This is a genomic window from Nitrosomonas limosa (genome assembly GCF_054188085.1).
In genome coordinates this window covers 1,576,690-1,598,395 of sequence record NZ_CM135180.1, presented here as the reverse complement: position 1 = coordinate 1,598,395, position 21,706 = coordinate 1,576,690, and the positions used below count along the sequence as shown (strand labels likewise).

The 21,706-nt window shown below is 52.1% G+C and carries 19 protein-coding genes; 7 read left to right on the top strand and 12 right to left on the bottom strand.

Annotated elements, in window-relative coordinates:
- Positions 1 to 20: 20 nt before the first annotated feature.
- The 9 genes from ACV7NC_RS07310 to ovoA form a co-directional block, all read right to left on the bottom strand.
- The gene (locus ACV7NC_RS07310; protein ID WP_458151871.1) at positions 21 to 233 is read right to left on the bottom strand and encodes a type II toxin-antitoxin system HicB family antitoxin; all 213 of its coding nucleotides are present in this window, start codon (positions 231 to 233) and stop codon (positions 21 to 23) included.
- A gap of 49 nt (positions 234 to 282) precedes the next feature.
- Complete coding sequence (locus tag ACV7NC_RS07305) at positions 283 to 537, bottom strand: type II toxin-antitoxin system RelE family toxin (protein WP_458151870.1); 255 nt, start codon at positions 535 to 537, stop codon at positions 283 to 285.
- Positions 515 to 736, bottom strand: a complete 222-nt coding sequence (locus ACV7NC_RS07300; RefSeq protein ID WP_108698317.1) for a ribbon-helix-helix protein, CopG family — start codon at positions 734 to 736, stop codon at positions 515 to 517. The genes ACV7NC_RS07305 and ACV7NC_RS07300 overlap by 23 nt, the downstream gene beginning before the upstream one ends.
- A 186-nt stretch (positions 737 to 922) precedes the next feature.
- A complete protein-coding gene (locus tag ACV7NC_RS07295) occupies positions 923 to 1,336 on the bottom strand; it encodes a helix-turn-helix domain-containing protein (protein WP_458151869.1) in 414 nt (137 codons plus the stop codon).
- Positions 1,333 to 1,620, bottom strand: coding sequence for a type II toxin-antitoxin system HigB family toxin (locus ACV7NC_RS07290; protein ID WP_458151868.1), 288 nt, complete (start codon positions 1,618 to 1,620; stop codon positions 1,333 to 1,335). Before ACV7NC_RS07290 ends, ACV7NC_RS07295 begins: the two co-directional genes overlap by 4 nt.
- Positions 1,621 to 1,921: 301 nt before the next feature.
- A complete protein-coding gene (locus ACV7NC_RS07285; protein ID WP_458151867.1) occupies positions 1,922 to 2,143 on the bottom strand; it encodes a YlcI/YnfO family protein in 222 nt (73 codons plus the stop codon).
- Positions 2,144 to 2,209: 66 nt separating this feature from the next.
- Positions 2,210 to 4,909 (bottom strand): ATP-dependent DNA helicase, encoded by a 2,700-nt coding sequence (locus ACV7NC_RS07280; RefSeq protein WP_458151866.1) that lies wholly within the window; start codon positions 4,907 to 4,909, stop codon positions 2,210 to 2,212.
- Positions 4,910 to 5,188: 279 nt separating this feature from the next.
- Positions 5,189 to 6,355, bottom strand: a complete 1,167-nt coding sequence (locus tag ACV7NC_RS07275) for a MalY/PatB family protein (protein ID WP_458151865.1) — start codon at positions 6,353 to 6,355, stop codon at positions 5,189 to 5,191.
- Complete coding sequence (gene ovoA / locus ACV7NC_RS07270; RefSeq protein WP_458151864.1) at positions 6,352 to 8,466, bottom strand: 5-histidylcysteine sulfoxide synthase; 2,115 nt, start codon at positions 8,464 to 8,466, stop codon at positions 6,352 to 6,354. Before ovoA ends, ACV7NC_RS07275 begins: the two co-directional genes overlap by 4 nt.
- A 224-nt stretch (positions 8,467 to 8,690) precedes the next feature.
- Between ovoA and ACV7NC_RS07265 the strand changes: the two genes are divergently transcribed.
- The 5 genes from ACV7NC_RS07265 (at position 8,691) to ACV7NC_RS07245 (ending at position 14,405) form a co-directional block, all read left to right on the top strand.
- On the top strand, positions 8,691 to 9,380 hold the full coding sequence (locus ACV7NC_RS07265; protein ID WP_458151863.1) for a TIGR04282 family arsenosugar biosynthesis glycosyltransferase: 690 nt from the start codon (positions 8,691 to 8,693) through the stop codon (positions 9,378 to 9,380).
- Positions 9,343 to 10,062, top strand: a complete 720-nt coding sequence (locus ACV7NC_RS07260; RefSeq protein ID WP_458151862.1) for a TIGR04283 family arsenosugar biosynthesis glycosyltransferase — start codon at positions 9,343 to 9,345, stop codon at positions 10,060 to 10,062. Before ACV7NC_RS07265 ends, ACV7NC_RS07260 begins: the two co-directional genes overlap by 38 nt.
- 186 nt (positions 10,063 to 10,248) lie before the next feature.
- Positions 10,249 to 11,295, top strand: coding sequence for a methyltransferase domain-containing protein (locus ACV7NC_RS07255; RefSeq protein ID WP_458151861.1), 1,047 nt, complete (start codon positions 10,249 to 10,251; stop codon positions 11,293 to 11,295).
- 2 nt (positions 11,296 to 11,297) lie between these two features.
- A complete protein-coding gene (locus tag ACV7NC_RS07250) occupies positions 11,298 to 12,245 on the top strand; it encodes a radical SAM protein (RefSeq protein WP_458154868.1) in 948 nt (315 codons plus the stop codon).
- 3 nt (positions 12,246 to 12,248) lie between these two features.
- Entirely contained in the window at positions 12,249 to 14,405 is a 2,157-nt protein-coding gene (locus tag ACV7NC_RS07245; RefSeq protein ID WP_458151860.1) for an FAD-dependent oxidoreductase, read from the top strand.
- A 143-nt stretch (positions 14,406 to 14,548) separates the two neighbouring features.
- On the opposite strand, the gene ACV7NC_RS07240 is transcribed toward ACV7NC_RS07245, so the two are convergent.
- From ACV7NC_RS07240 to ACV7NC_RS07230, 3 genes are all read right to left on the bottom strand, one after another.
- A complete protein-coding gene (locus ACV7NC_RS07240) occupies positions 14,549 to 15,409 on the bottom strand; it encodes a hypothetical protein (RefSeq protein ID WP_458151859.1) in 861 nt (286 codons plus the stop codon).
- Between the two features lie 183 nt (positions 15,410 to 15,592).
- On the bottom strand, positions 15,593 to 16,162 hold the full coding sequence (locus ACV7NC_RS07235; RefSeq protein ID WP_458151858.1) for a DUF4255 domain-containing protein: 570 nt from the start codon (positions 16,160 to 16,162) through the stop codon (positions 15,593 to 15,595).
- 31 nt (positions 16,163 to 16,193) lie between these two features.
- On the bottom strand, positions 16,194 to 17,705 hold the full coding sequence (locus ACV7NC_RS07230; RefSeq protein ID WP_458154866.1) for a helicase HerA-like domain-containing protein: 1,512 nt from the start codon (positions 17,703 to 17,705) through the stop codon (positions 16,194 to 16,196).
- A 155-nt stretch (positions 17,706 to 17,860) separates the two neighbouring features.
- Here ACV7NC_RS07230 and ACV7NC_RS07225 point away from each other — a divergent pair, with 155 nt between their 5' ends.
- Both ACV7NC_RS07225 and glgP read left to right on the top strand, forming a co-directional pair.
- A complete protein-coding gene (locus tag ACV7NC_RS07225) occupies positions 17,861 to 18,853 on the top strand; it encodes a glucokinase (protein WP_458151857.1) in 993 nt (330 codons plus the stop codon).
- A gap of 229 nt (positions 18,854 to 19,082) precedes the next feature.
- Positions 19,083 to 21,638 (top strand): alpha-glucan family phosphorylase, encoded by a 2,556-nt coding sequence (glgP, locus tag ACV7NC_RS07220; protein WP_458151856.1) that lies wholly within the window; start codon positions 19,083 to 19,085, stop codon positions 21,636 to 21,638.
- The last annotated feature ends 68 nt before the right edge of the window (positions 21,639 to 21,706 follow it).

Genomic DNA, 21,706 nt, shown 5'->3' with positions numbered 1-21,706 from the left:
AAGGGAGTGGAGACAGCATTTCAAGCAAGCTGAAGTCTCCGCCCTTTGGGTTCCGGGATCGGATCGCCGAACTCTTTTGCGGTATCGATCCAGAGGCCAATGGCTTCCTGTGCACTCGATAATGCCGATTCATAATTGTCGCCGTGCGCCATGCAACCGGGAAGTTCAGGATCTTCCGCGACAAAAACGTCGTCCTCGGCGCTCCAATAGATAATTACTTCATATTTATACATCGCTTATTTTTCTATGCGATCAAGGTAATACCCATCAAAATAAACGAATTCATCGGTAAACCTCGCGGCGATGGCCGATTCTAATAACCAATATTGTCAATTGTTCATCATGCACTTCGTATACAACGCGATAAGAACCGATGCGAATGCGGCGTAGTCCGGAATATTCTCCCTTGAGCACGCCACCGGCTGCCGGGTTTGTTTTGAGTTGATCAATCGCTTCGATAATGCGAAGCCGATCCGCATAGGTTATGTTTTTTAATGACTTAAGCGCACTTTGCTTAATGCTGACGGAGTAATTCATGCTTTGCGGTTTCCCAATCTAACACCGGGTCAGCCGGATCGCGCAAAACTTCTACGGCACGGGAAATATCTTCAAAATCGTCGAGGTAATATTCGACAGCCTGTCTGATCACATCGGCACGCGTGCGATGCAATTTTGTGGCCGCCTCATCGAGGGCGGCAATCAATTCATCCGGTAATCTTGCAGATATTTGGCTCATTTCAGGTTCCTTGCGCTAGTTTGATGTCAATGTAATTCATTGAGTGTCACAATAGCGTAAGCTGATACATTTTGCAATTAAATTACGATTTGCGTTTTATGGATTGCCATTGTTGATCCTGGATGACGCAAGCTTATCCAGGCTACTTGCTCTCTCTCTTGTCTGATGAATTAAATTCAAATGCCATCAAACAAAAGTCGCTGGCGATACCCCGAATCGCTCGCTCAATGCCCGGATTTGACGGATGTTGAACTCGCGTTTGCCGGACAGAATTTCCGAGACGACACCTTGGCTGCCGATTTCGGTTAAATCGCCTTGCTTAAGCCCATGCTGTTGCATGAGGAATTTGAGCGCATCGATACCGGTTGTATCGGCTAACCGGTGGTGTTGCGTTTCGTAATCCTCGATCAAATCGCCAACAATATCGGCCAGGCTCATCGCCGGGTGATTTTCATCCCCGGATGCTTCCTCCAACAAGGCTTCCAGTAGCGCAGTCATGCGATCATAGTGCGTCTCATCGCGAATGGGTGCGATATCGGTTTGATTGCGGAACTGTTCCCAAGCGGGTAGCAGATTCTTCATATCAATGGATACTGTCATGATTTCCAGGTTCCTTTGTCGTAATCTTGATGAGTTAACACAGCTTTAATGTATACAATCTGCTTTTCAAAGCGAATGTAAGCAATCAAACGGTATTTATTACCGCCAATGTTAAACACGGTTAATTCACCCACTTTATCAACGGTATTGAATGCGGCTTTCAACTCTGCCCAATGCGTAAACCGGTTTTTTTCAATCACGCGACGCCAACCCAAGAGCGGTAGCGCAGCCTGCGGCTGTTCCTCAATAAAAATCCGCAACGCCTTATGACTGATAATTTTCATGAAAGCAGTTTATCTCATTATGAGATGAATGCAAAGATTGATCCGTTACCGAAAAAGGATTGGTACAAGGTTGGGTTGAATGAAATGAAACCCAACGATTGGCGATTTCGTTGATGTTGGGGTTCGTACCTCACCCCAACCTACGAGCTAGGGACAGGATCAGTCTTTCTGGCATTGGCGCACTCTCACTAGATTAACCACTCAAATAAACGAATTCACCGGAAAACCTCGCGGCGATGATCGATGCGAATACGAAGCTAATCTGCATAGGCTATTTTTTAATGACTTAACCGTGCTTTGCTTAATGTTGACGGAGTAACGCATGCTTTGCGGTTTCCCAATCCAATATCGGATCAACCGGATCGCGCATAACTTCTACGGCGCGGGAAATAGCCTCAAAATCGTTGAGGTAATATTCGACCGCCTGTCGGATCACATCGGCACGCGTGCGATGCAATTTTGCGGCCGCTTCATCCAGCGCAGCAATCAATTCATGCGGTAATCTTGCTGATATTTGGCGCACTTTCGCAACGGTTCGATTATAAATAATGGCTCACCCAAAACCGCCAGCTTCCAATTCGTCATTGACTTATCCGTTGACCGGTCTAAGGTTATGGCGAAGAGCAAGAAGAGCGACGTCCTTTCGATTGGCATTGCGGTGGAGGCGCTGTAGAACCTTCTGCTGCGTTTCAGGTGTCCAGAATATCCGCAGACGCTCGCGTGCCCGAGTTATTGCTGTATAGAAGATGTTGTGTGTGACGTCATCTTCATTGGCATCGGTAATCACAATCTTAACGGAGTCATACTCAAGGCCCTGCGCCTTGTGGATCGATACAGCGTAGGCCACCTGGAATGGCACGGAGGTATTTAGTGAGTCGTCGTCCTCATCGCTGGTTTCGCGTTCATAGACGGAGAAACACACAGTCGACTCATCTAACCATTCGAGTTCATCATGATCAATATCCAAATTACTAAGCGATAAATCAAGGTTAACTTTGAACTGGATTCGATCAGGGAAGTGATTGATGTCGACGATCCGGCCCTTTAGGTTGTTGTAGATCACCGGTCGGAATCGCTCAGTTTCATTGAAAAGAACAGGATCACCGATCTTATACGTGAATTCGCGCCAGGTGAACACTGCACCAGGGCTACTGCTCTGCAGAAATCGATTGATGTTGTTGATGCCGTATAGACCGTCGTAGTTCAAGCAAAGAATGATCTCGTCTCGGTCTTGGGTCGCGAACAGTGTTTTGTCGAGCACAGTTGAGTATTTGTTGCGGGCCATGACCTCGGCGAGATCGTCTTCGATTGCTCGAACTTTGTCCCAGAAGCTCAAGAGTGAGTCGTTCTTGGTTCTGAAGGGCGTCGTAAGTTCAAACACCGATGTTCTTGGGATGAATGAACGAATGATTCCGAACCAGTTACCGAACTGTATCGATTCAATCTGATAGACGTCACCGACGAGCACGAGCAGCTTGAAGGAAGTCGTTTCCAGCACTTTGATCAAGTCGGCGTTGCTCACGGTGCTGCATTCATCAATGACGAGGAGTTCGTACTTCTGAAGGGAAAGTCCCCTGGCGATTTGGCTGCTGATCGTCCGGAAGATGGAGTTCTTTGCAGTTACTTTGCGTTTGAGGTTGTCGATCGCCGGGTTTGTATGCGCGAGGAAAAGCTTATTCTTGTCATTAAAGTAGTGCGCGATGTGGTTCACCATCGTCGATTTGCCAGTGCCAGCCGCCCCGTAGATTAGGGCAACGCGCGACTGGCTGAACAACTGCTTGAGCGCATCCGTCTTCGCTGGGTCGTCGATGGGGCGAGGAGTTTCACTTAACCAGCATTCGACGGCCTGGGTGTAGCCCTCGATCCGGGACGATGCGTACTCCTGCAACTTCTTAACGATGGAGACAGTTTCGTTCTCATATCCGCAGATGAAAATATGCCCTTTGTCGTGCACGAGCCGACGCTCCGTATGCGTGTAATAGAGTTTGGTGTTGTAACTGGAGATCAAGCGGTTGATGTCTCCGAATTCCTCGAGGTCGATAACGGGCGTGTAGAGGATTCCGTGATGCTCCACGTTGTTCTTCACGCGTCGAGCGAGCAGTTCGTGATTCCGTTCTTTCACATCGAGACTCTCGACGAGATCCCAATACCGAGGGTTGTGCTTCGGCAGCGAGGTGCAGAACGGCATGGTGTCAAAGGGGATGCAGGCATACTTAAGATTCATCCCGGAAAGATAGTCACAACTATCCCAGTAATACTGCGACTTAAGTATCTGGTTGTGCATTCGCAGCATGAGATAGCGGAGGATGTTACAACCGGCTACGTTCGTCCTCATGATGCGACGTACTTCATCCAACATAGGGAATATCTGCGGATTGGCGGAGCTAGCTGTACCTTCCGCTCTTATCGTCGCGTACTTGTCATCAGGCAGGTCAAGAAGGTCGAGCAGATTACCTGAGCCAGCTGTCAATCTGTACATCAGGTAGCGATACTCCAGCCCGTTGGTCCGCACTTTCAGCTCTATGCCCAAAAGACGCGCGAAGTTGTCGAATTCGCACGGACGGATCGATACCTCCCACTCACGGATGATCGTAATTGGCATTGTCTGGCCGAGCACTTCAATAGAGTCTTGCTGGAGTGTTAACAGGGCCGCGTACTTGTCTGTCATATCAATATCAGTAAAGGCGATGATGCGGTCGAACTTGCTCACCTTATTGACTGCGCGGTAGAAGATGACCTCATAGTAGATGCGCCCACCAACGAAAAATGGGCGCGTTTTGTGGATGTAGTAACGATGCTTAGAGTTGCTATCCAGTCGAGTTGAACGAACAGCCTCAATCCTGGTGGCGATCATCTCGTGGTATTCCCGCAACGACGGATCGAGATCAACTGGGAAGGCCTCGAGGTTCGCCAGCACTGAGATCCCACAGTTGTCTTGAAGCAAGCTACGGATGCGGTGGAGGTACTCGTAGTACTTGAGCATTAAACGCTCAGAAGTATCCCCGTCCAGAGTGTAGTGAGAAGCACTTATCTGAATCAGTTTGTGGAACTTGCCGAGGAAATTGAACTTTGCCACGCTCTTGATGAAGTCGAGTCCGAGTTCTATCGCTGTGTATTTGAACTCGGCATCGGGTGAACCCGTGTGAAGACGTACCGCAACACTCTCAACTAAGTTTCGGAGTTGGGAGAGGATGTTTTGGGAGAGTAATCCTCGCTGATCAGCGAGTGACTCGATATTCCGACAGATCACCTCGTCAGCGTTATAGATCTGCTCGCTGACCGTAGTCATTAGCTGTCAAGCCCCGCATGATCAAGATAAACCCTGAGTGTTCTCTTTTTATTCATGGCCATTTCGCTGTGACCTCATTTTCAAACCATCAATAAACTTTCAACTATTTCAAGCACTATGCCCAAGCCCAACCAGAATAGGGCATCCGAAATGTACGTCACCAATGGAATTCCATACGATATCATTCATGCTATCCCCTTATTTTCTGACCGAATTATCCAGTTTGGTTGACATCATGCCAAACTGGATTATATCTATAAGTTGGGTAACGTGACGCTATCAGCGCATAGCCAGTCTGATATTTTCCAGCACCCGCAATACCGTTTTCCTCGGTGCCCCAATATTCAACCGCATAAACCCGCTGCCTTCCTGGCCGAATTGCACGCCGGGGTTGAGGCCGACACCGGCTTGGTGGATGAAGAAGTGCTTGAGTTCGGTGTCGATCAGATTCATGGCGCGGCAGTCGAGCCATAGCAGGTAGGTGCCTTCGGTTGGGATCACTTTGATTTCTGGTAGATGGTCGACGAGATACGATTCGACAACATCGCGCGTGTCGCGCAGATAAATTTTTAGTGCTTCCAGCCAGGCTTCGCCGTCACGGTAGGCGGCTTCAAAGGCGGTGACGCTGAACGGGTTGGAGGCGCTGACGTGCAGGCTGTTGAATACTTGATTGATCGCGTTGCGCATGGTTTTATCGGGAACGATCAGCGCCGACAGATTCAGCCCAGGGATGTTGAAGGTTTTGCTCGGTGCGACGGCGGTGATGACAGTGTGTTGGTCCGTTGCCCGCGCGGCGAGCACATGGTGCTGCTGGCCGGGGTAGAGCAGGTCGTGGTGGATTTCGTCGGAGAAAACCACCAGATCGTGCGTTGCGGCGAGTTGCAGCAATCGTTCCAATTCTTCCGGTTCCCACACGCGCCCGACCGGGTTGTGCGGCGAGCACAGCAGCAGGAATTTGGCTTGCCGAGCGCATTGTTCCAGGTGGTCGAAGTCGATGGTGTAGCGGTCGTTGTCGAGCCGCAGCGGGTTTGGGATCAGCTTGCGGCCGGTTTGCGTGGCGGCGGAGAAAAACGGGAAATACACCGGCGGCTGGATGATGATGGCGTCGCCCGGTTGCGTCAGCGCCATCACGGCGGCGTTGATCGACGGCACCACGCCGGGACACATCACGATCCAGTCGCGTTGCACCGTCCAGCCGTGCCGCCGTTGCAGCCAGTCGATCAATGCCTCGTACAGGCTATCGGGAAACAGCGTGTAACCGTAGATCGGGTGTTGCGCGCGCTCAATCAGCGCTTGCGTGACGGCAGGCGGGGCGGCGAAGTCCATGTCCGCCACCCACGCGGGAATGACATCGGCCTTGCCGAACATCGCAAGGCGGTTGTCGTATTTGACGCTGTGCGTGCCTGTGCGATCGATTTCCCGGTCGAAATCGAACGCGTCGCTCAAGCGATGCGCTCCCAGATCGTGACTTCCGCCAGCGTGTGCTGGAATTTGCGCTTGGTTTCGCGGATTACGAACGGTACCGCCTGCGGGCCTTGAATCAAACGGAAGTGCTGACCGAGCATTTCTTTCAGGCCGTCAAGCGTGGTGAAATTCTCACCGTCGCGCTTGAACCCGCCGATCCATGCTTCTTTTTTGGTGTGTTCGGTAAGCCAGGTATACGGCGACGTGATCATCAACAATCCGCCCGGATTGATGCGGGTGTGGATGCCGGTGAGCAATTTGGCCGGATCGTAGAGGCGGTCGATCAAATTGGCGGCGAGTATCAGGTCGTAGCCGGTGAAAATCGGCTTCAGGTTACAAGCGTCGCCCTGGAAGAATTCGACCTTGTGCTTGACGTGATCGAGTCCTAAATTACTCAGCGTGCGTTCCTTGTACGACACCAATTCGCCTTCGTCGGTCAGCGTATAGCGCAAAATGCCTTGTTGCACGAGTTGTACGCCTTGGCCGATGAAGCGCGCGGAAAAATCGATGCCGGTGACGTGATCGAATACTGTTGCCAGCTCGAACGTCGAGCGGCCGGAGGCACAGCCCAAGTCCAGCGCGGTGCGTTTAGGCCGGTTGCCCATCGCGGCGATGGCGATTTCCGCCAGCGCTTTGGAGAAATTCGGTACGTCGAAGTAGGTGTCGCCGTAGTGAAACTCGGCGTATTCCGATAGCAATTTATCGGTTTCATAATTCGATGTCGGCAATGTCGCCGGTGCGTCCGATACCACATAGCGGAAACCGGCGTGCTGGAAGAAATGCCGGCGGAACGCGTAGCGCGAGCTGCGAATCGACTCGTTGCCGCAGGCGATCCACGAACCGCCTTTGATCAGGTTGTGCTGGTTGTCGAACGTCGGCGTGGTGAAGTCGTCGTACAGCGGGTGCACGTCGAAACCCTCGAACGGGTAGGTCGGTGTTTCGGTCCACTGCCAGACGTTTCCGACGATGTCGAAGAATTCGCCGTGCGCAAATTCGGTGACCGGACAGCTCGACGCGTAGTAATCCAAGTGTAGATTGCCTGTGGCTTTGCGCTCGAACGGTACTTCGCTCAAACCGGCAACATCGTACAGCCGGTACCATTCGTCCTCGGTCGGCAACCGCACCGGTTGTTTCGTCGTTGCGGCTTTCCAATTACAGAACGCTTTCGCTTCGTGATAATTGACTTCGACCGGCCAATCCCACGGCATCGGCACTTCTTCGGTCATTAAGCGCAAGTGCCAATCGCTACCTTTTTTAACCCAAAACGTTGGGTGCTCGGCTTGCGTGAATTGCCGCCACGAGCGGCCTTCTTCCTGCCAATAACTGTCGGTGCGATAGCCACCGGCTTCGACGAACGCCAGAAACTCCTGATTGCTGACCAGATATTTGCTGGCTTGAAAAGCGGCGATGTCGGCGGTGTGCAGGCCATATTCGTTATCCCAGCCGTAATGCTGCTGATTGGTTTTGGTTTTATGCAGCGTGATTGTTCCGGCGGCAACCGGCACCAGTGAATTCTGCGGCGCGGCGCCGGATTTGCGGCACGGCTGCCAGTCCGGGTGCGGCTGCACGAAATGCAGGGCGTGCTGGCGGATCAATACGGACGACGTTTCGAGGTGGATACGCTCGTGTTCGACGCCCATCACAATCGGCCACCACGAACTTTCCCAGGTGATCGGCAAGACCAACGGCATCGTTGAAATCAGTTTGTCTACCAGCGCGCGCATGGATTTCCGGTAGGCGAGCACTTCGTCGACCGTCGGCCAATCGTAATGCGTGCTGTCGAGATCGTCCCAGCTCATTTCGTCGACGCCAACGGCAAAAATCGACTCCAATCGCGGATTGATGCGTTCACCGATCAAACCGGCGAGAATCAGCTTGTTGACGAAGAATGTGGCGGTATGGCCCAAATAAAAAATTAGCGGATGGCGCAATGAGATCGGTTTTTTATAATAAGCTTCGTCATTACGCAATGTTTCGAAAAGTTGCTCGTAGCGATCCAGCGTGGTGTGGAAATAATTGCGGATCTCTTCACGTTTCAGGTTGATATCGTCGCCATCGAGCAGCGGTGTTCTTTGGAATAAGGGTTGTGACATATTCTATTGTTTAGCAATTTACTCAGTTATTGACCGGTATTATAACGCCTTGAACTTGCTAGACGATAACAAATCGGGACAAAAGTCACTTTTGCTGACCGGAATGTTATGGAATCGGTGATTAAAGTGAAAAAACCATGCTGTTTTGAAGGAAATAGGCGATGTTTAAAGTAATTAACCGTATTTTAGTTTAATGACATTTTTCTAAATTGCAACATTCCATCTTGAATAAAAATACGCTTGTTTTGGTCTGCAAGCGGCCTGCGCCGGGTACCGGCAAACAACGCTTGGCCGCGAGGCTGGGACAAGAAAAGGCGTTTCAGATTGCAGATGCGCTGCTGGCGTGCGCATTGGAAGATGCGGCTGAATGGCCGGGGCCGGTCGCGCTTGCACCCGCTCATGCAGAGGATGCGGATTGGGCGCGTTCGTTACCCATCGCTCATGCTTCTACGGTTATGGTAGTGCCGCAAACAGCGGGCAATCTCGGGCAGCGGTTGAACGCGTTGGATCGCACGTTGCGGTCGCAAGGCATGCGCCACTTGTTTTTTATCGGCAGCGACGCGCCGGGGTTGCTCGCAACCGATTATGCAGCGGCACGGGATGCGCTGCGGCACGCAGATGTTGCGTTAATTCCAGCGGCTGACGGCGGCGTGGTGCTGATGGCGAGTCGCAAGCCTTGGCCGGATATGTCGGCCTTGCCCTGGAGCTCGAATCGGCTGAGGGAAGCTTTGACCGGATTGTGCCGTCAGGCCGGCCATTCGGTTAGCGCGGTTGGGCATGGTTACGATGTGGATGAGTGGGAGGATGTCGTGAAGTTGGCAGCTTCGTTGCGACAGGATCCGCGGCCTGCTCGGCGCGAGTTGCTGCAGCGGGTGAATGGAATTGTTTCAGAATGGGGTGGGGAGGGTGTTTAAATTCAGCATCGTGATACCGTGCTATCGCGACGAGACGCCATTGGCGCGCTTGCTGGAGCAATTGCGGCGGTTGCCGCATCAGCCTGACGAGATCATCGTTGTCGATGCGGCGGACAGTATCCGTTGTGCGCAGCTTTGCGAGCAATCGGCGGTAATCCGGTTGATCACCGAACCGTGCCGCGGATTGCAACTCGGCATCGGTGCGGCGCAAGCCCGGGGCGATGTGATATGGTTTCTGCATGCCGATGCGCAACTAGCAGCGGATCCGTTGCCGATGATGGTTGCGGCGATTCAACGCGGCGCGATCGGCGGTTATTTCCGGTTCCGTTTTGCCGGGCAGCGGGCATGGCCGGCGGCGATTCTGGAACCGGCCATCGCGTTGCGTTGCCGTTTGGGCGTACCCTATGGCGATCAGGGAATTTTCATGCAGCGGATGGTTTATCATCAAGCCGGCGGCCATGCGTCCTGGCCGTTGTTCGAAGAAGTGCCTTTAGTGAAAGCAGCGCGGCGTTTGGGACGGTTTGTAGCGTTGCCGGAGCCAGTTTTTGTCGATTCGCGCCGTTGGCAACGCGACGGCTGGTGGCGGCGCAGCTTGAAAAATCGCTTGCTGGCGTTGAGATTCATGAGCGGTGCGGCGCCGCAGGATTTGGTCGCACGTTACCATTCTAAAAATGGTTCGTGAATGACATAATGAGACCTTTGCACGGTTACTACGCGGCACGATAATTGCGTTAAAGATTCGCGAAAAATGCTCATTTACCTCGTGTAAACTCCGCTTTTTCGCAAATTTTTGCCTTATTCTCGTACCGCTCATGACATCGTGCAAAGGTCTCATAATGATGAAAAATTCTCGATTGAAAGGATCACCATGCAAGAAGCGGTGCAAAAATATTACAGCGAAACGCTGACTAGCAGCCAGGATCTGCAGACCAATGCGTGTTGCACCGATGCTGCGTTGCCGCATTTTGTCAGACCGTTGTTGGCGCGGGTGCACACCGAAGTGCTGGCGCGTTATTACGGTTGCGGCCTGGTGCTGCCGGAGCTTCTGGAGGGATTGACGATTCTCGATTTGGGTTGCGGCGCAGGGCGCGATGTCTATGTGCTGTCGCAACTGGTTGGGGAAAAGGGACAAGTGATCGGCGTGGATATGACCGAGGCGCAACTCGCGGTCGCGCGCCGGCATGAGAAATACCATCAAAAAGCATTCGGCTACAAGCGTGGCAACGTGCGCTTTCTGCATGGCGACATTGAACGCCTGGACGAACTTGAGCTGGCCGATGCCAGCGTGGATTTGATCGTATCGAATTGTGTCATCAATCTGGCAATGGATAAAGCGGCGGTATTGCGTGAGGCGTTTCGCGTGCTGAAACCGGGCGGTGAATTATATTTTTCCGATGTTTACAGCGACCGGCGTATTCCGGTGGCGTTGACGCGCGATCCGGTGCTATACGGCGAATGCCTGAGCGGCGCATTATATTGGAACGATTTTTTGCAATTGGCGCGCAAGCACGGTTTTACCGATCCGCGCCTGGTCGATGACCGCCCGGTTACGATCGATAATCCGGCGTTGGCGGAGAAAACCGGCAATATCCGCTTTTATTCCGCGACTTACCGCTTGTTTAAACTGCACGATCTGGAATTGGCCTGTGAAGATCACGGACAATCCGTGGTGTATCGCGGCACCATTCCGTACCATGCGCATGCTTTCCGGCTGGATAAACATCATGTTATCGAAACCGGCAGGCAATTCCCGGTTTGCGGCAATACCTGGCGTATGCTGCACGATACGCGTTTCATCAAGCATTTTGATTTTTACGGTGATTTTGACCGGCATTTTGGTATTTTTCCCGGTTGCGGCATGGGTATTCCATTCGCCGAAATTGCAACGGGACAACAGAAAGGCGGGTGTTGTTGAATATGGAAGCGACCGGTTTTCCCGTTGGCGGCAATCAGCTTTCGCGTTCCAAATACTGGTATGTGACAGCCGATGAAAAGCCGCGTGGCTATATTCGCGCCCATGCGTTGGATGAGTTGTGGTTGCATACCGGCACGGCCTGCAATTTGTCGTGTCCTTTTTGCTTGGAAGGCTCGAAACCCGGCGATGACCGCTTGCAATTGATGCGCTTTGACGATGCCAAGCCTTTTATCGATGAAGCCTTGACGCTGGGCGTCAAGCAATTTTCCTTTACCGGTGGTGAGCCGTTCATAAACAAGGATTTGATTCATATACTGGATTATGCGTTGCAGCATCGGCCCTGCATGGTATTGACCAACGCTACCGAACCTTTGATGAAGCGCTTGCCGCAATTGCATGCTTTACTCGAATCTCCGCAGCCATTGCATTTCCGTATCAGTCTCGATCATTTTTCAGCGGAAGCGCATGATAAAAATCGCGGAGCAGGGATGTTTTCAATGGCTTTGGACGGACTGAAAGCATTACGTGCGATGGGCTTCAGCGTATCGGTTGCGAGCCAGAAAATTGCCGGGATGTCGCCTAATAAAGTAGCGAAATGCTTTGCGGAAGTTTTTTGTGGAGCCGGTTTGCCGGCGGATCTGCCGCGCATCGAGTTTCCCGAATTTTATCCGCCCGGCATTACCGTCACTGCGCCACAGATCACCCAAAGCTGCATGACCGATTACCTCACGGAGAAAACACGCCGCGGGTTTATGTGCGCTTTCAGCCGCATGGTGGTGAAAAACGGCGGTAAATGCAAAGTGTATGCCTGCACGCTGGTCGATGACGATGCCGATTACGCGCTCGGAGAAACATTGGCCGAAAGCCTGCAAGTACCGGTCAGCATGAAACATCACCGCTGTTATAGTTGTTTTCAGTTTGGCGCGACTTGCAGTGAAATGAAGCGTTAAACAATGAGACACCGTGGGTGGCTGCTGATTTTTCTGGGCTTACTGATCGGTTTATTTTTTGTTTTGGATTTCGAGCGTTTTTTCACGCTGAAAATGCTGGCACAGCAGCGTGAGGCCTTACTGCGAGCATATCAGGATGATCCATTCGCGATGATCGGTATGTTTTCGGTCATCTATATCGTCATGGCGGCCTTGTCGTTTCCCGGTGCGGCAGTTATGAGCTTGGCTGGCGGCGCTCTGTTCGGGGTATGGATCGGGGTGCCGGTGGTGTTGATCTCGGCAACCATTGGCGCCACGTTGGCATTCTGGATGGCGCGGTATTTGTTGCGCGATGCTGTGCAGCGGCGCTTCGGCGATCGCTTGGCAACGGTCAGCAAAGGCCTCGAGCGCGATGGCGCGTTCTATTTATTTTCTCTACGTTTGGCACCGGTTTTTCCGTTCTTTCTGATCAATCTGCTGATGGGATTGACCACTTTACCCAGCATTACGTATTTCTGGGTTAGTTTGATCGGAATGTTCGCCGGAACAGTCGTGTATGTGAATGCAGGGACGCAATTAGCGACCATCAACCAATTGTCGGATGTGATGTCGCCGGGACTGATAGTGTCATTTACGCTGCTGGCTTTGTTCCCATGGTTGGCGCGCTGGGGTATTGAACAAGTTAAGATCCAGCGGTTGTATGCGCGCTGGCCGAAGCCCGCGCACTTTGACCGGAATCTGGTGGTCATCGGCGCCGGTGCCGCGGGATTGGTTAGCGCCTATATCGCTGCCGCGGCACGTGCCAAAGTAACGCTGATCGAACGCCACAAGATGGGCGGCGATTGCCTTAATTACGGCTGTGTGCCATCCAAAGCGCTTATTCGTACTGCCACATTTTTACAGCAAGCAAGAAATGCCGCTACGCTGGGAATTCAACAAGCCGATGTGACCTATGACTTTGCGGATGTAATGGCGCGGGTGCAACGGGTGATCAAAGCCGTCGAGCCACATGACTCAGTGGAACGTTACACTGATCTCGGCGTGGAAGTGCTGCACGGCGACGCAACCATCGTATCGCCGTGGGCGGTGGCGGTGAACGGTCAAACGCTGACGACACGTGCCATCGTCATTGCGACCGGTGCGCGTCCGCTGGTGCCGGACATACCCGGATTGCAAGCCGTGCGTTACTACACTTCCGATACCATCTGGACATTGACCGAACGGCCGCAGCGACTAATCGTATTGGGCGGCGGTCCGGTTGGATGTGAATTGGCTCAAGCGTTTGCAAGGTTGGATTGTACTGTTACGCAAATTGTCCGCAGCGATTTGTTGCCGCGTGAAGATTCCGATGCCGTGGTGCTGGTAAAGGCGGCGCTACAAGTCGATGGTGTGACCCTGTTGACGCATACCGAGACGCTGTATTGCGAGCAGCAAGACGACGCGCAATACTTGGCGATACGTAAGCAAGACGGCGAAGAAATGAAACTGCCGTTTGATGCGCTGTTATGCGCGGTTGGCCGCGTGGCGCGCACCGAAGGTTTCGGTCTGGAACAACTCGGCATTGGGATTTCCCCGCAGCGCACGATCGAAACCAATGGTTGGCTGCAAACCGTTTATCCCAATATTGTCGCGTGCGGCGATGCTGCCGGTCCGTATCAGTTCACGCACACCGCCGCGCATCAGGCGTGGTATGCCTCGGTGAATGCGTTGTTCGGTTCGCTCAAACGCTTCAAGATCGATTATTCGGTGATTCCGTGGGTGACTTTCACCGATCCGGAAGCCGCGCGAGTTGGATTGTCGGAAAAGGAAGCGCAAGAACGGCATATTGCGTACGAAGTGACACGTTTTGATCTCTCTGAGTTGGATCGCGCTATCGCCGATGAAGCCACGTATGGCTTTGTCAAAGTGCTGACCGTACCGGGCAGCGATCGTATCCTCGGTGTCAGCATTGTCAGCAAGCATGCCAGCGATTTGCTGGCGGAATTTGTGCTGGCAATGAAACACGGATTGGGTTTAAACAAGATTCTGGGGACCATTCACGCTTACCCGACCTGGCCGGAAGCGAATAAATACGCAGCCGGTGCCTGGAAACGCGCGCATGCGCCGCAACGATTGCTGAAATGGCTGGAGCGGTATCATGCGCGGCGGCGGGGAAAGGCTGCGCCCGCAGAAGACGCTTAGGGAAATGCTGATTAATCCGGCGAACGAAATGAAGCACGAGGCGCACGGAACGCAGCAACCGAGACATATCAACAAGATAGGCGAGTGAGCGAGTACCGTGCAACGAAGTGATTCGTTCGTGCAGTCAATTAATCAGTATTTCCTTAGTTGACAAAAATCTCCGATACATTCTCCATCTTGCCATTCACCATTTCGCTGAAGGTCTGGTCGATGCTGGCATTCGGCAAGCGCTTGATCAGCACTTTGTCACTCATGTTCCCGGATTCCCTGAGTTGCAAGCGATAGCGCGAGTGCTCTTGCATCGGAATGGCGGCGGATGATTGCAGCACGAGTGCTTCACGCTGTCCTGGCAACCTTACGTTGCCGATGGATTTGAATTGCACTCTATTATCCAAGTCGGCGATGTAGATTGCGCGTTTCGACAGTTCGCCGAGTACGTAGTAATTCCAGAATGTCTGGTTGGCGTCGAAACGGATGAAGAATTTGCGCGCCGCCGCATCCAACTGGTCCGAGCACAATCCCTGCGCATCGGCGCTGATGTTCATTTGCACGATGAATACTGGCTTTACGAATAGATCCTTGCGGTCCAAAATGCTTGCCAATGGTTCAGCCGCGACATCAGCCCATGAATCCTCCGCAACCGTTGATCTGCTATGCAGCAATTGTTTGCCTGCATCGTCTCGGTTGATTGCGTGGTTATCGAAAAAAAGCACCGACTGATCGGGTGGTGCGCCAGGTGCTGTGTAGCGCAGAAAATTCGGGTCTTTGGCAAAGACTTTGAAAGTCAATGTCAGGTTATCGGCGGCATGAAGACGCAGAATGTCGATATGGTCGTGATCGAAATAAACTGCCACACCGCTTTCGGAAGATTTGAGCAGCAAGCCGGCATTGCGCAGCAACGCGAGGCTGGATGCGGTCGGAACGAATTCGAGCATTTTGCAACTGTGCCCTGAGAAATAGGCGTGTTCGACGGTGATGCTGAAGAGTGGACGGTAAGTACCCATAATAGTCTGATCAGTCCATGATTTTTTTACATCATGAGACCTTTGCATGGTTACTACGCGGCACGATAGTTGCGTTAAAAATTCGCGAAAAATGCTCATTTACCTCGTGTAAACTCCGCTTTTTCGCAAATTTTTGCCTTATTCTCGTACCGCTCATGACACCGTGCAAAGGTCTCATCACAATTATTTAACCAACGGCTTAGGTTCGCCGACAACCGCGGTACGGCCCACGACATCTTCGGCGTCGAAAGCCACCATGCGGACGCGATAGACAATCGAAGGGAGATATTTGCCGCCCAAAGCACCCCACAAATTGCTCAAGTCCTGAATGGAGAGATTTTCGATATCCAGAATCAGCTTTTCGATGCGCGGATCCAGTTCAGGCACCGATTGACGGCTGATCACATGGTTTTTCTGAAAAAAACTAATGGTGCTGGATAGGAACTTTAAGGCTTCGGGATAGTTGTTGCCGGTGAAATTGGCCGTCATCATCAAGTAGATGTTGAAATAGAGCGGCAGGCTGCTTTGCACCTCGCGGTCGCCGACTTCGTGAAGATTGACATTGCGGAACGGAACCGCATCCTTCTCGATATTGACCAGAAAAATCACCAGCTTGTTATTGACGTTGGCGGCGACGGTGCCATCCATTTCCAGCAAATTGGAAACCACCACAACATCTTCGCCGAGGTTATAGATGCGGCGGAAGTGCTGATTCAGTTGTGTTGCGAGCAGTTGTACGGTCACATTGATCATAGCGGAACGCAGTATAAAAGAATGGAAAAGATTAACGCCGTTTTCGCCCGAGCAGCGAGCCGAGCAAGCCGCGAGTGATTTCACGCGCGATTGAAGAGCCGACGGAACGGGCTGCGCTTTTTGCGAAGGCATCGATCATTCCTTCGCGCCGCCCGCCGCGTTTGCCGGTCGAACCCAGCAATAAATCACCCAGATTGGCCAATATGCCTGTACTTGCGGCATTGGCAGGATCGGTGGTTTTGGATGATCCGTCACGGGTACTTTCAACGCCAGCGCGTGCTTGCAGGATTTCATACGCACTTTCACGGTCAACGGCTTGATCGTAGATACCGGCGACGAGCGAGGATTGCATCAATTGCTGGCGCTCCTGCGTTGAAATAGGGCCGGTTTGGCTGGCCGGCAGCAGGATGAAGGCGCGTTGCGTGATGCCCGGTGTACCGTCGGCATCGAGAAACGAAACCAACGCTTCGCCGACGGACAGTTCCAGGATCGCTTGTTTGACGTTTAACTGCGGGTTGGGGCGCATGGTCTCGGCAATGGCGTTGACCGCTTTTTGATCGCGCGGCGTAAACGCGCGTAACGCATGCTGAATGCGGTTGCCGAGCTGCGCTAGGATCTTTTCCGGGATATCCAGCGGGTTTTGCGTGACGAAATAGATACCGATCCCTTTGGAGCGGATCAGGCGCACGACTTGTTCGATTTTTTCCAGCAACGCAGGCGAAGCCATATCGAACAGCAGATGCGCTTCGTCAAAAAAGAATACCAGTTTCGGTTTGTCACGATCGCCGCATTCCGGCAGTTGGTCGTATAGCTCGGATAACAGCCAAAGCAGAAAGCAACTGTAAAGCCGTGGCGAGTTGAGTAATTTTTCGGCAGTGAGGATATTGATGACGCCTTGACCGTCGATGGTCTGCATTAAATCGTCGATAGCGAGCATCGGTTCGCCGAAGAAGCGGTCACCGCCCTGTGTTTCGATTTGCAGCAAGGCCCGCTGAATCGCTCCGATCGAAGCGGATGAGACATTGCCATATTGGGTTTTAAGCGCATCCGCATTGTCGCCGGCAAACTGCAGCAATGCGCGCAAGTCTTTCAAATCGAGCAGGAGCAATCCGTGATCGTCGGCTACTTTGAAAACCAGTGATAATACGCCTTCCTGGGTTTCATTCAGGTTCAGCAAGCGCGATAGCAGCAACGGTCCCATATCTGAGATCGTAGCGCGCAGCGGGTGGCCGTTTTCCTGCAGCACATCCCATAAAGTTACCGGAAAGCCCCGCCAGATAGGTTCGCTCAGTTGCAATTTTTCCAGGCGTGTTCGCAGTTTGTCAGACAGCGATCCGGGTTTGCTGATACCCGTCAGATCGCCTTTAATATCGGCCATAAAAACCGGCACGCCGATACTGGAAAAGCTTTCTGCCATTTTTTGCAGCGTCACGGTTTTGCCGGTGCCGGTTGCGCCGGTAATACAGCCATGCCGCGTTGCCATCGCGGGCAAGAGCTCGAGATCTGCGTTATTGGTTGTAGCGATAATCAATGAATTCACTATCTTTTCAATTAAAAAATACTGTCGCGACTAATTGTATGTCAAACTTCAGCAAAGACAATAACAACATGCTCGGGGATGGATACAATTTTGTGTGTCCCAAAGGAATCTTTGTTCGTAGAGCAGCGCTTCTTGACTACTGGCAGGATTGAATTTGCGTGAATAAAAAACTGATTTGCGGCGATATTGGCGGCACCAAAACCATTTTGCAATTGGTCGAAATAACCGATGGCAATGGGCGAGAACGGTTGATTCAACGCTATCATAGCGCCGATTTCACGTCCTTTTCCGAGATCCTGAAAGATTTTTTGAATCGAACCGGAATTTCCAATCGGCCGCATGCGGCCTGCTTTGCGGTGGCGGGACCGATTGCCGATCAGCAGGTGAGACTGACGAATTTATCCTGGCAATTCAGCAGCGAAAGCCTCTCATCGGAATTTTCAATTCCCGTGGTAAAGCTGCTCAACGATTTTGAAGCGATTGCTATGGCGATTGAACATGTGCCGTCCAGCGATTTGCTGACAATACAAGCCGGGCAAGCGCATCCGCAAGCCATGCGTGTTGTTCTGGGGGCGGGAACCGGCATGGGGGTGGCATGGCTGGCCTGGTTGCATGGCCGCTATCACGCATTGCCTACAGAAGCGGGTCATATCGATTTTGCGCCAGTCGATTCCTTGCAGATCCAATTATTGGAAGCGCTCCATCACCGGCTGGGTCATGTATCGGTTGAGCGCCTATTATCCGGGCCGGGGTTGACCAATATCTTCAGGTTTTTGCAACAAAACGATATCGACAATTTCCACCCGGCTCCCATTGAGCTTGAAGACGATAGCGGTGCTGCCATTACCGCATTGGCGCTGATGCAGCATCACCCGGTAGCGATTCAATCGCTGGAACTGTTTGCTGAAATTTATGGGGCGTATGCCGGTAATCTGGCGTTGGCGGGATTATGCCGCGGCGGCGTTTATCTCGCTGGCGGAATCGCCCCCAAAATTGCCGATGTACTGTGTTCGGGCGGTTTTATCAAGGCATTTTGCGCCAAAGGACGATTCTCCGCATTGTTGCGCGAAATTCCGGTGCATATCGTTACCAATCCGCAAGTTGGCTTGTTAGGCGCGCAACAAGAAGCGCAACGCCTGTTGAATCAGTAAAGCTGATCAAGTCCTAGCAGGCCGTTGAAAAACTATCTGCATTGCCGCTACGGTGTTAAAAACAAGCTCAAAATGCTCATTTATACCGCATAAACTGCGCTTTTTTGCCTGTTTTTGCCTTGTATCGGCTGCCTCGAAAACGTTTTTCAACGACCTGCTAGTGGCTTGAAGGGGGATATACGATAAACTTGGCGTTTACCGGTCATTTTTTTAGTTTTGGAGAACTCAAATGTTTCCGCGCACCACTTTCACCATCACTGTAAATCCTAAAATACCACCGCGGCTTAAGCGATTGGAAGAATTAGCCAATAATCTCTGGTATAGCTGGGATCGAGCGACACGCACGCTGTTTTCCCGGTTGGATCCGATTTTGTGGGAAGCAGTCGGACATAACCCGAAAGCCTTTCTGAAGCGCGTCGACGAATCGGTGCTGCTGAAGGCGACGGAAGACCGTATTTTTATGGCATCGTATAACAGCATTCTGTCAACCTACGATTCCTACCACGATGCGCCGTCTGCGTTGAACGGTTCCAAAAGTTTAAACCCGCAAGATCAGGTCGCTTATTTTTGTTTTGAATTCGGTTTTCACGAAAGCTTGCCGATCTATTCGGGCGGGTTGGGTATTCTGGCGGGAGATCACTGCAAGGCGGCGAGCGATTTACATTTGCCTTTTGTCGCGATTGGTTTGCTTTACCGTCAAGGTTATTTCTTTCAAACGATCGACCGGTTGGGCAACCAGCAAGTGACGTATACCGTATCCGATTTTGAGGATCTGCCGGTGACACCGGTTGTTCGGCCGGACGGTTCTTTCATGCAAATCGAAGTCCCCTTGCCGGGCCGTCAAGTCATCGCGAAAATCTGGCAAGTTAGAATCGGTCATGTCATGTTGTATTTGCTGGATACCGATTTGCCGGAAAATTCACCGCAAGACCGGAACATCACGCACAATTTGTACGGCGGTGACAAAGTCATGCGCATCGAACAGGAAATCATTCTGGGCATGGGGGGCACGCGAGCCTTGCATGCGCTGGGCATCCAGCCGACTGTGTGGCATATCAACGAGGGTCATGCGGCGTTTATGATTCTGGAACGTATCCACAATCTGGTGCAGCAGGGACTCGATTTTTCCAGCGCTTTGGAAAGCGTGGCGGTCAACACGGTTTTCACGACGCATACCGCCGTACCGGCCGGACATGATCATTTTCCCGCTGAGATGATTCAGACTTACTTCGACAGCTTCTACCGCGATTTGCACATTTCTTATGAGGAATTCATGGCATTGGGCCATATTCCCGGAAGCCCGGATTTCAATATGACGGCTTTGGCAATTCACGGGTCGCGCACGCACAACGGTGTCAGCAAAATTCACGGGGGCGTTTCCGCAGATATTTGCCGTGATTTATGGCCGCAAATCGAGCCGGAAGAAAATCCGATCAGTTATGTCACCAACGGCGTACATGTGCCGACATTTCTGGCGCAAGAATGGGCGGATTTGTTCGATCGCTATTTGGGGTACGAATGGCGCAATAAAATGTGTGATGACGAATATTGGTCGCGCATCGACGCAATTCCCGATCATTTGTTCTGGAGCGTGCGGCAGTCACTGAAATCGCAAATGTTTTATGGTATCCGTTCGCGCATCACCGAACAGAATGCCAGAAATCGCGGCTCCGAAGCGCATCTTGAACGGTTGCTGAAGTTTGTCGATCCGATTAATCCCAGTGTGCTGACGATTGGATTCGCACGCCGTTTTGCAACTTATAAACGGGCGACTTTGTTATTCGAGAATCTTGATTGGCTGCGAAAAATCGTGCTCGATCAGGAACGTCCGGTATTGCTGATTTTTGCCGGTAAAGCGCACCCGGCAGATGTACCGGGTCAGGATTTGATCCGCCGTATCAGTCAAATTGCCAATTTCCCCGAATTCGAGGGGCGGCTGTTATTGATCGAGGGCTACGATCTGCGCTTAGCCCGGCGGCTGGTCGCCGGTGTCGATGTCTGGCTCAATAATCCGATTTATCCGCTGGAAGCCAGCGGCACTTCCGGTATGAAGGCGGGGATCAACGGTGCGATTAATTTAAGCGTGCTCGATGGCTGGTGGGGGGAAGGTTACGACGGTAAGAACGGCTGGGCGATCAAGCCGGGTTCGGCAGAGATGGAAGGCGTGGTGCGCGATAAAGAAGAAAGCCGCGCATTGTACGAAATTTTGCAGGATCAGGTGGTGCCGCTGTTCTACAACTACGGCAAACTCGGCTACTCGACCAATTGGGTAAAAATGGCCAAGCATTCGATGAAGTCGATATTGCCTCGTTATAATGCCACCCGCATGGTCGACGAGTATGTCAGCAAATTCTACCGGTCCGCCAGTAGAAAAGGGGTTATATATGCTGCGGAGGGTTTTTCCGGCGCTAAAAATATTGCGGCATGGAAAGCCAAGATCAGGCAAGCTTGGCCCGGGGTTTCGCTGAGGCGTCTGGATGCCCCTCGCGAACGGATCTATTTCGACGAAACGCTGGATTTCAAAGTGGCGGCAAAATTGAACAATCTGGCCCCTGAAGATGTGGTCGTCGAGTTGTTGATTTGCCGTCAGTTCAAGACCACCCGGCTAGAGAATTTTCAGCATTTTCAATTGGAATTTACCGGGATGCAGGATTCCGGCGAGCATTTGTTCGAGCTTAAACTAACGCCTGAATTGTGCGGTAAGCAGGAATATTTCATCCGGATTTATCCGCACCATTCGTTGCTGACGAACCCATTGGAAATGGGTTTGATGATGTGGTTGTGAATCCCAGGCGCAAATTGCGAGCGTTAAAGGGGCCTCATAAGATCGCAGGGGTGTTGTTGGGTTCAGTG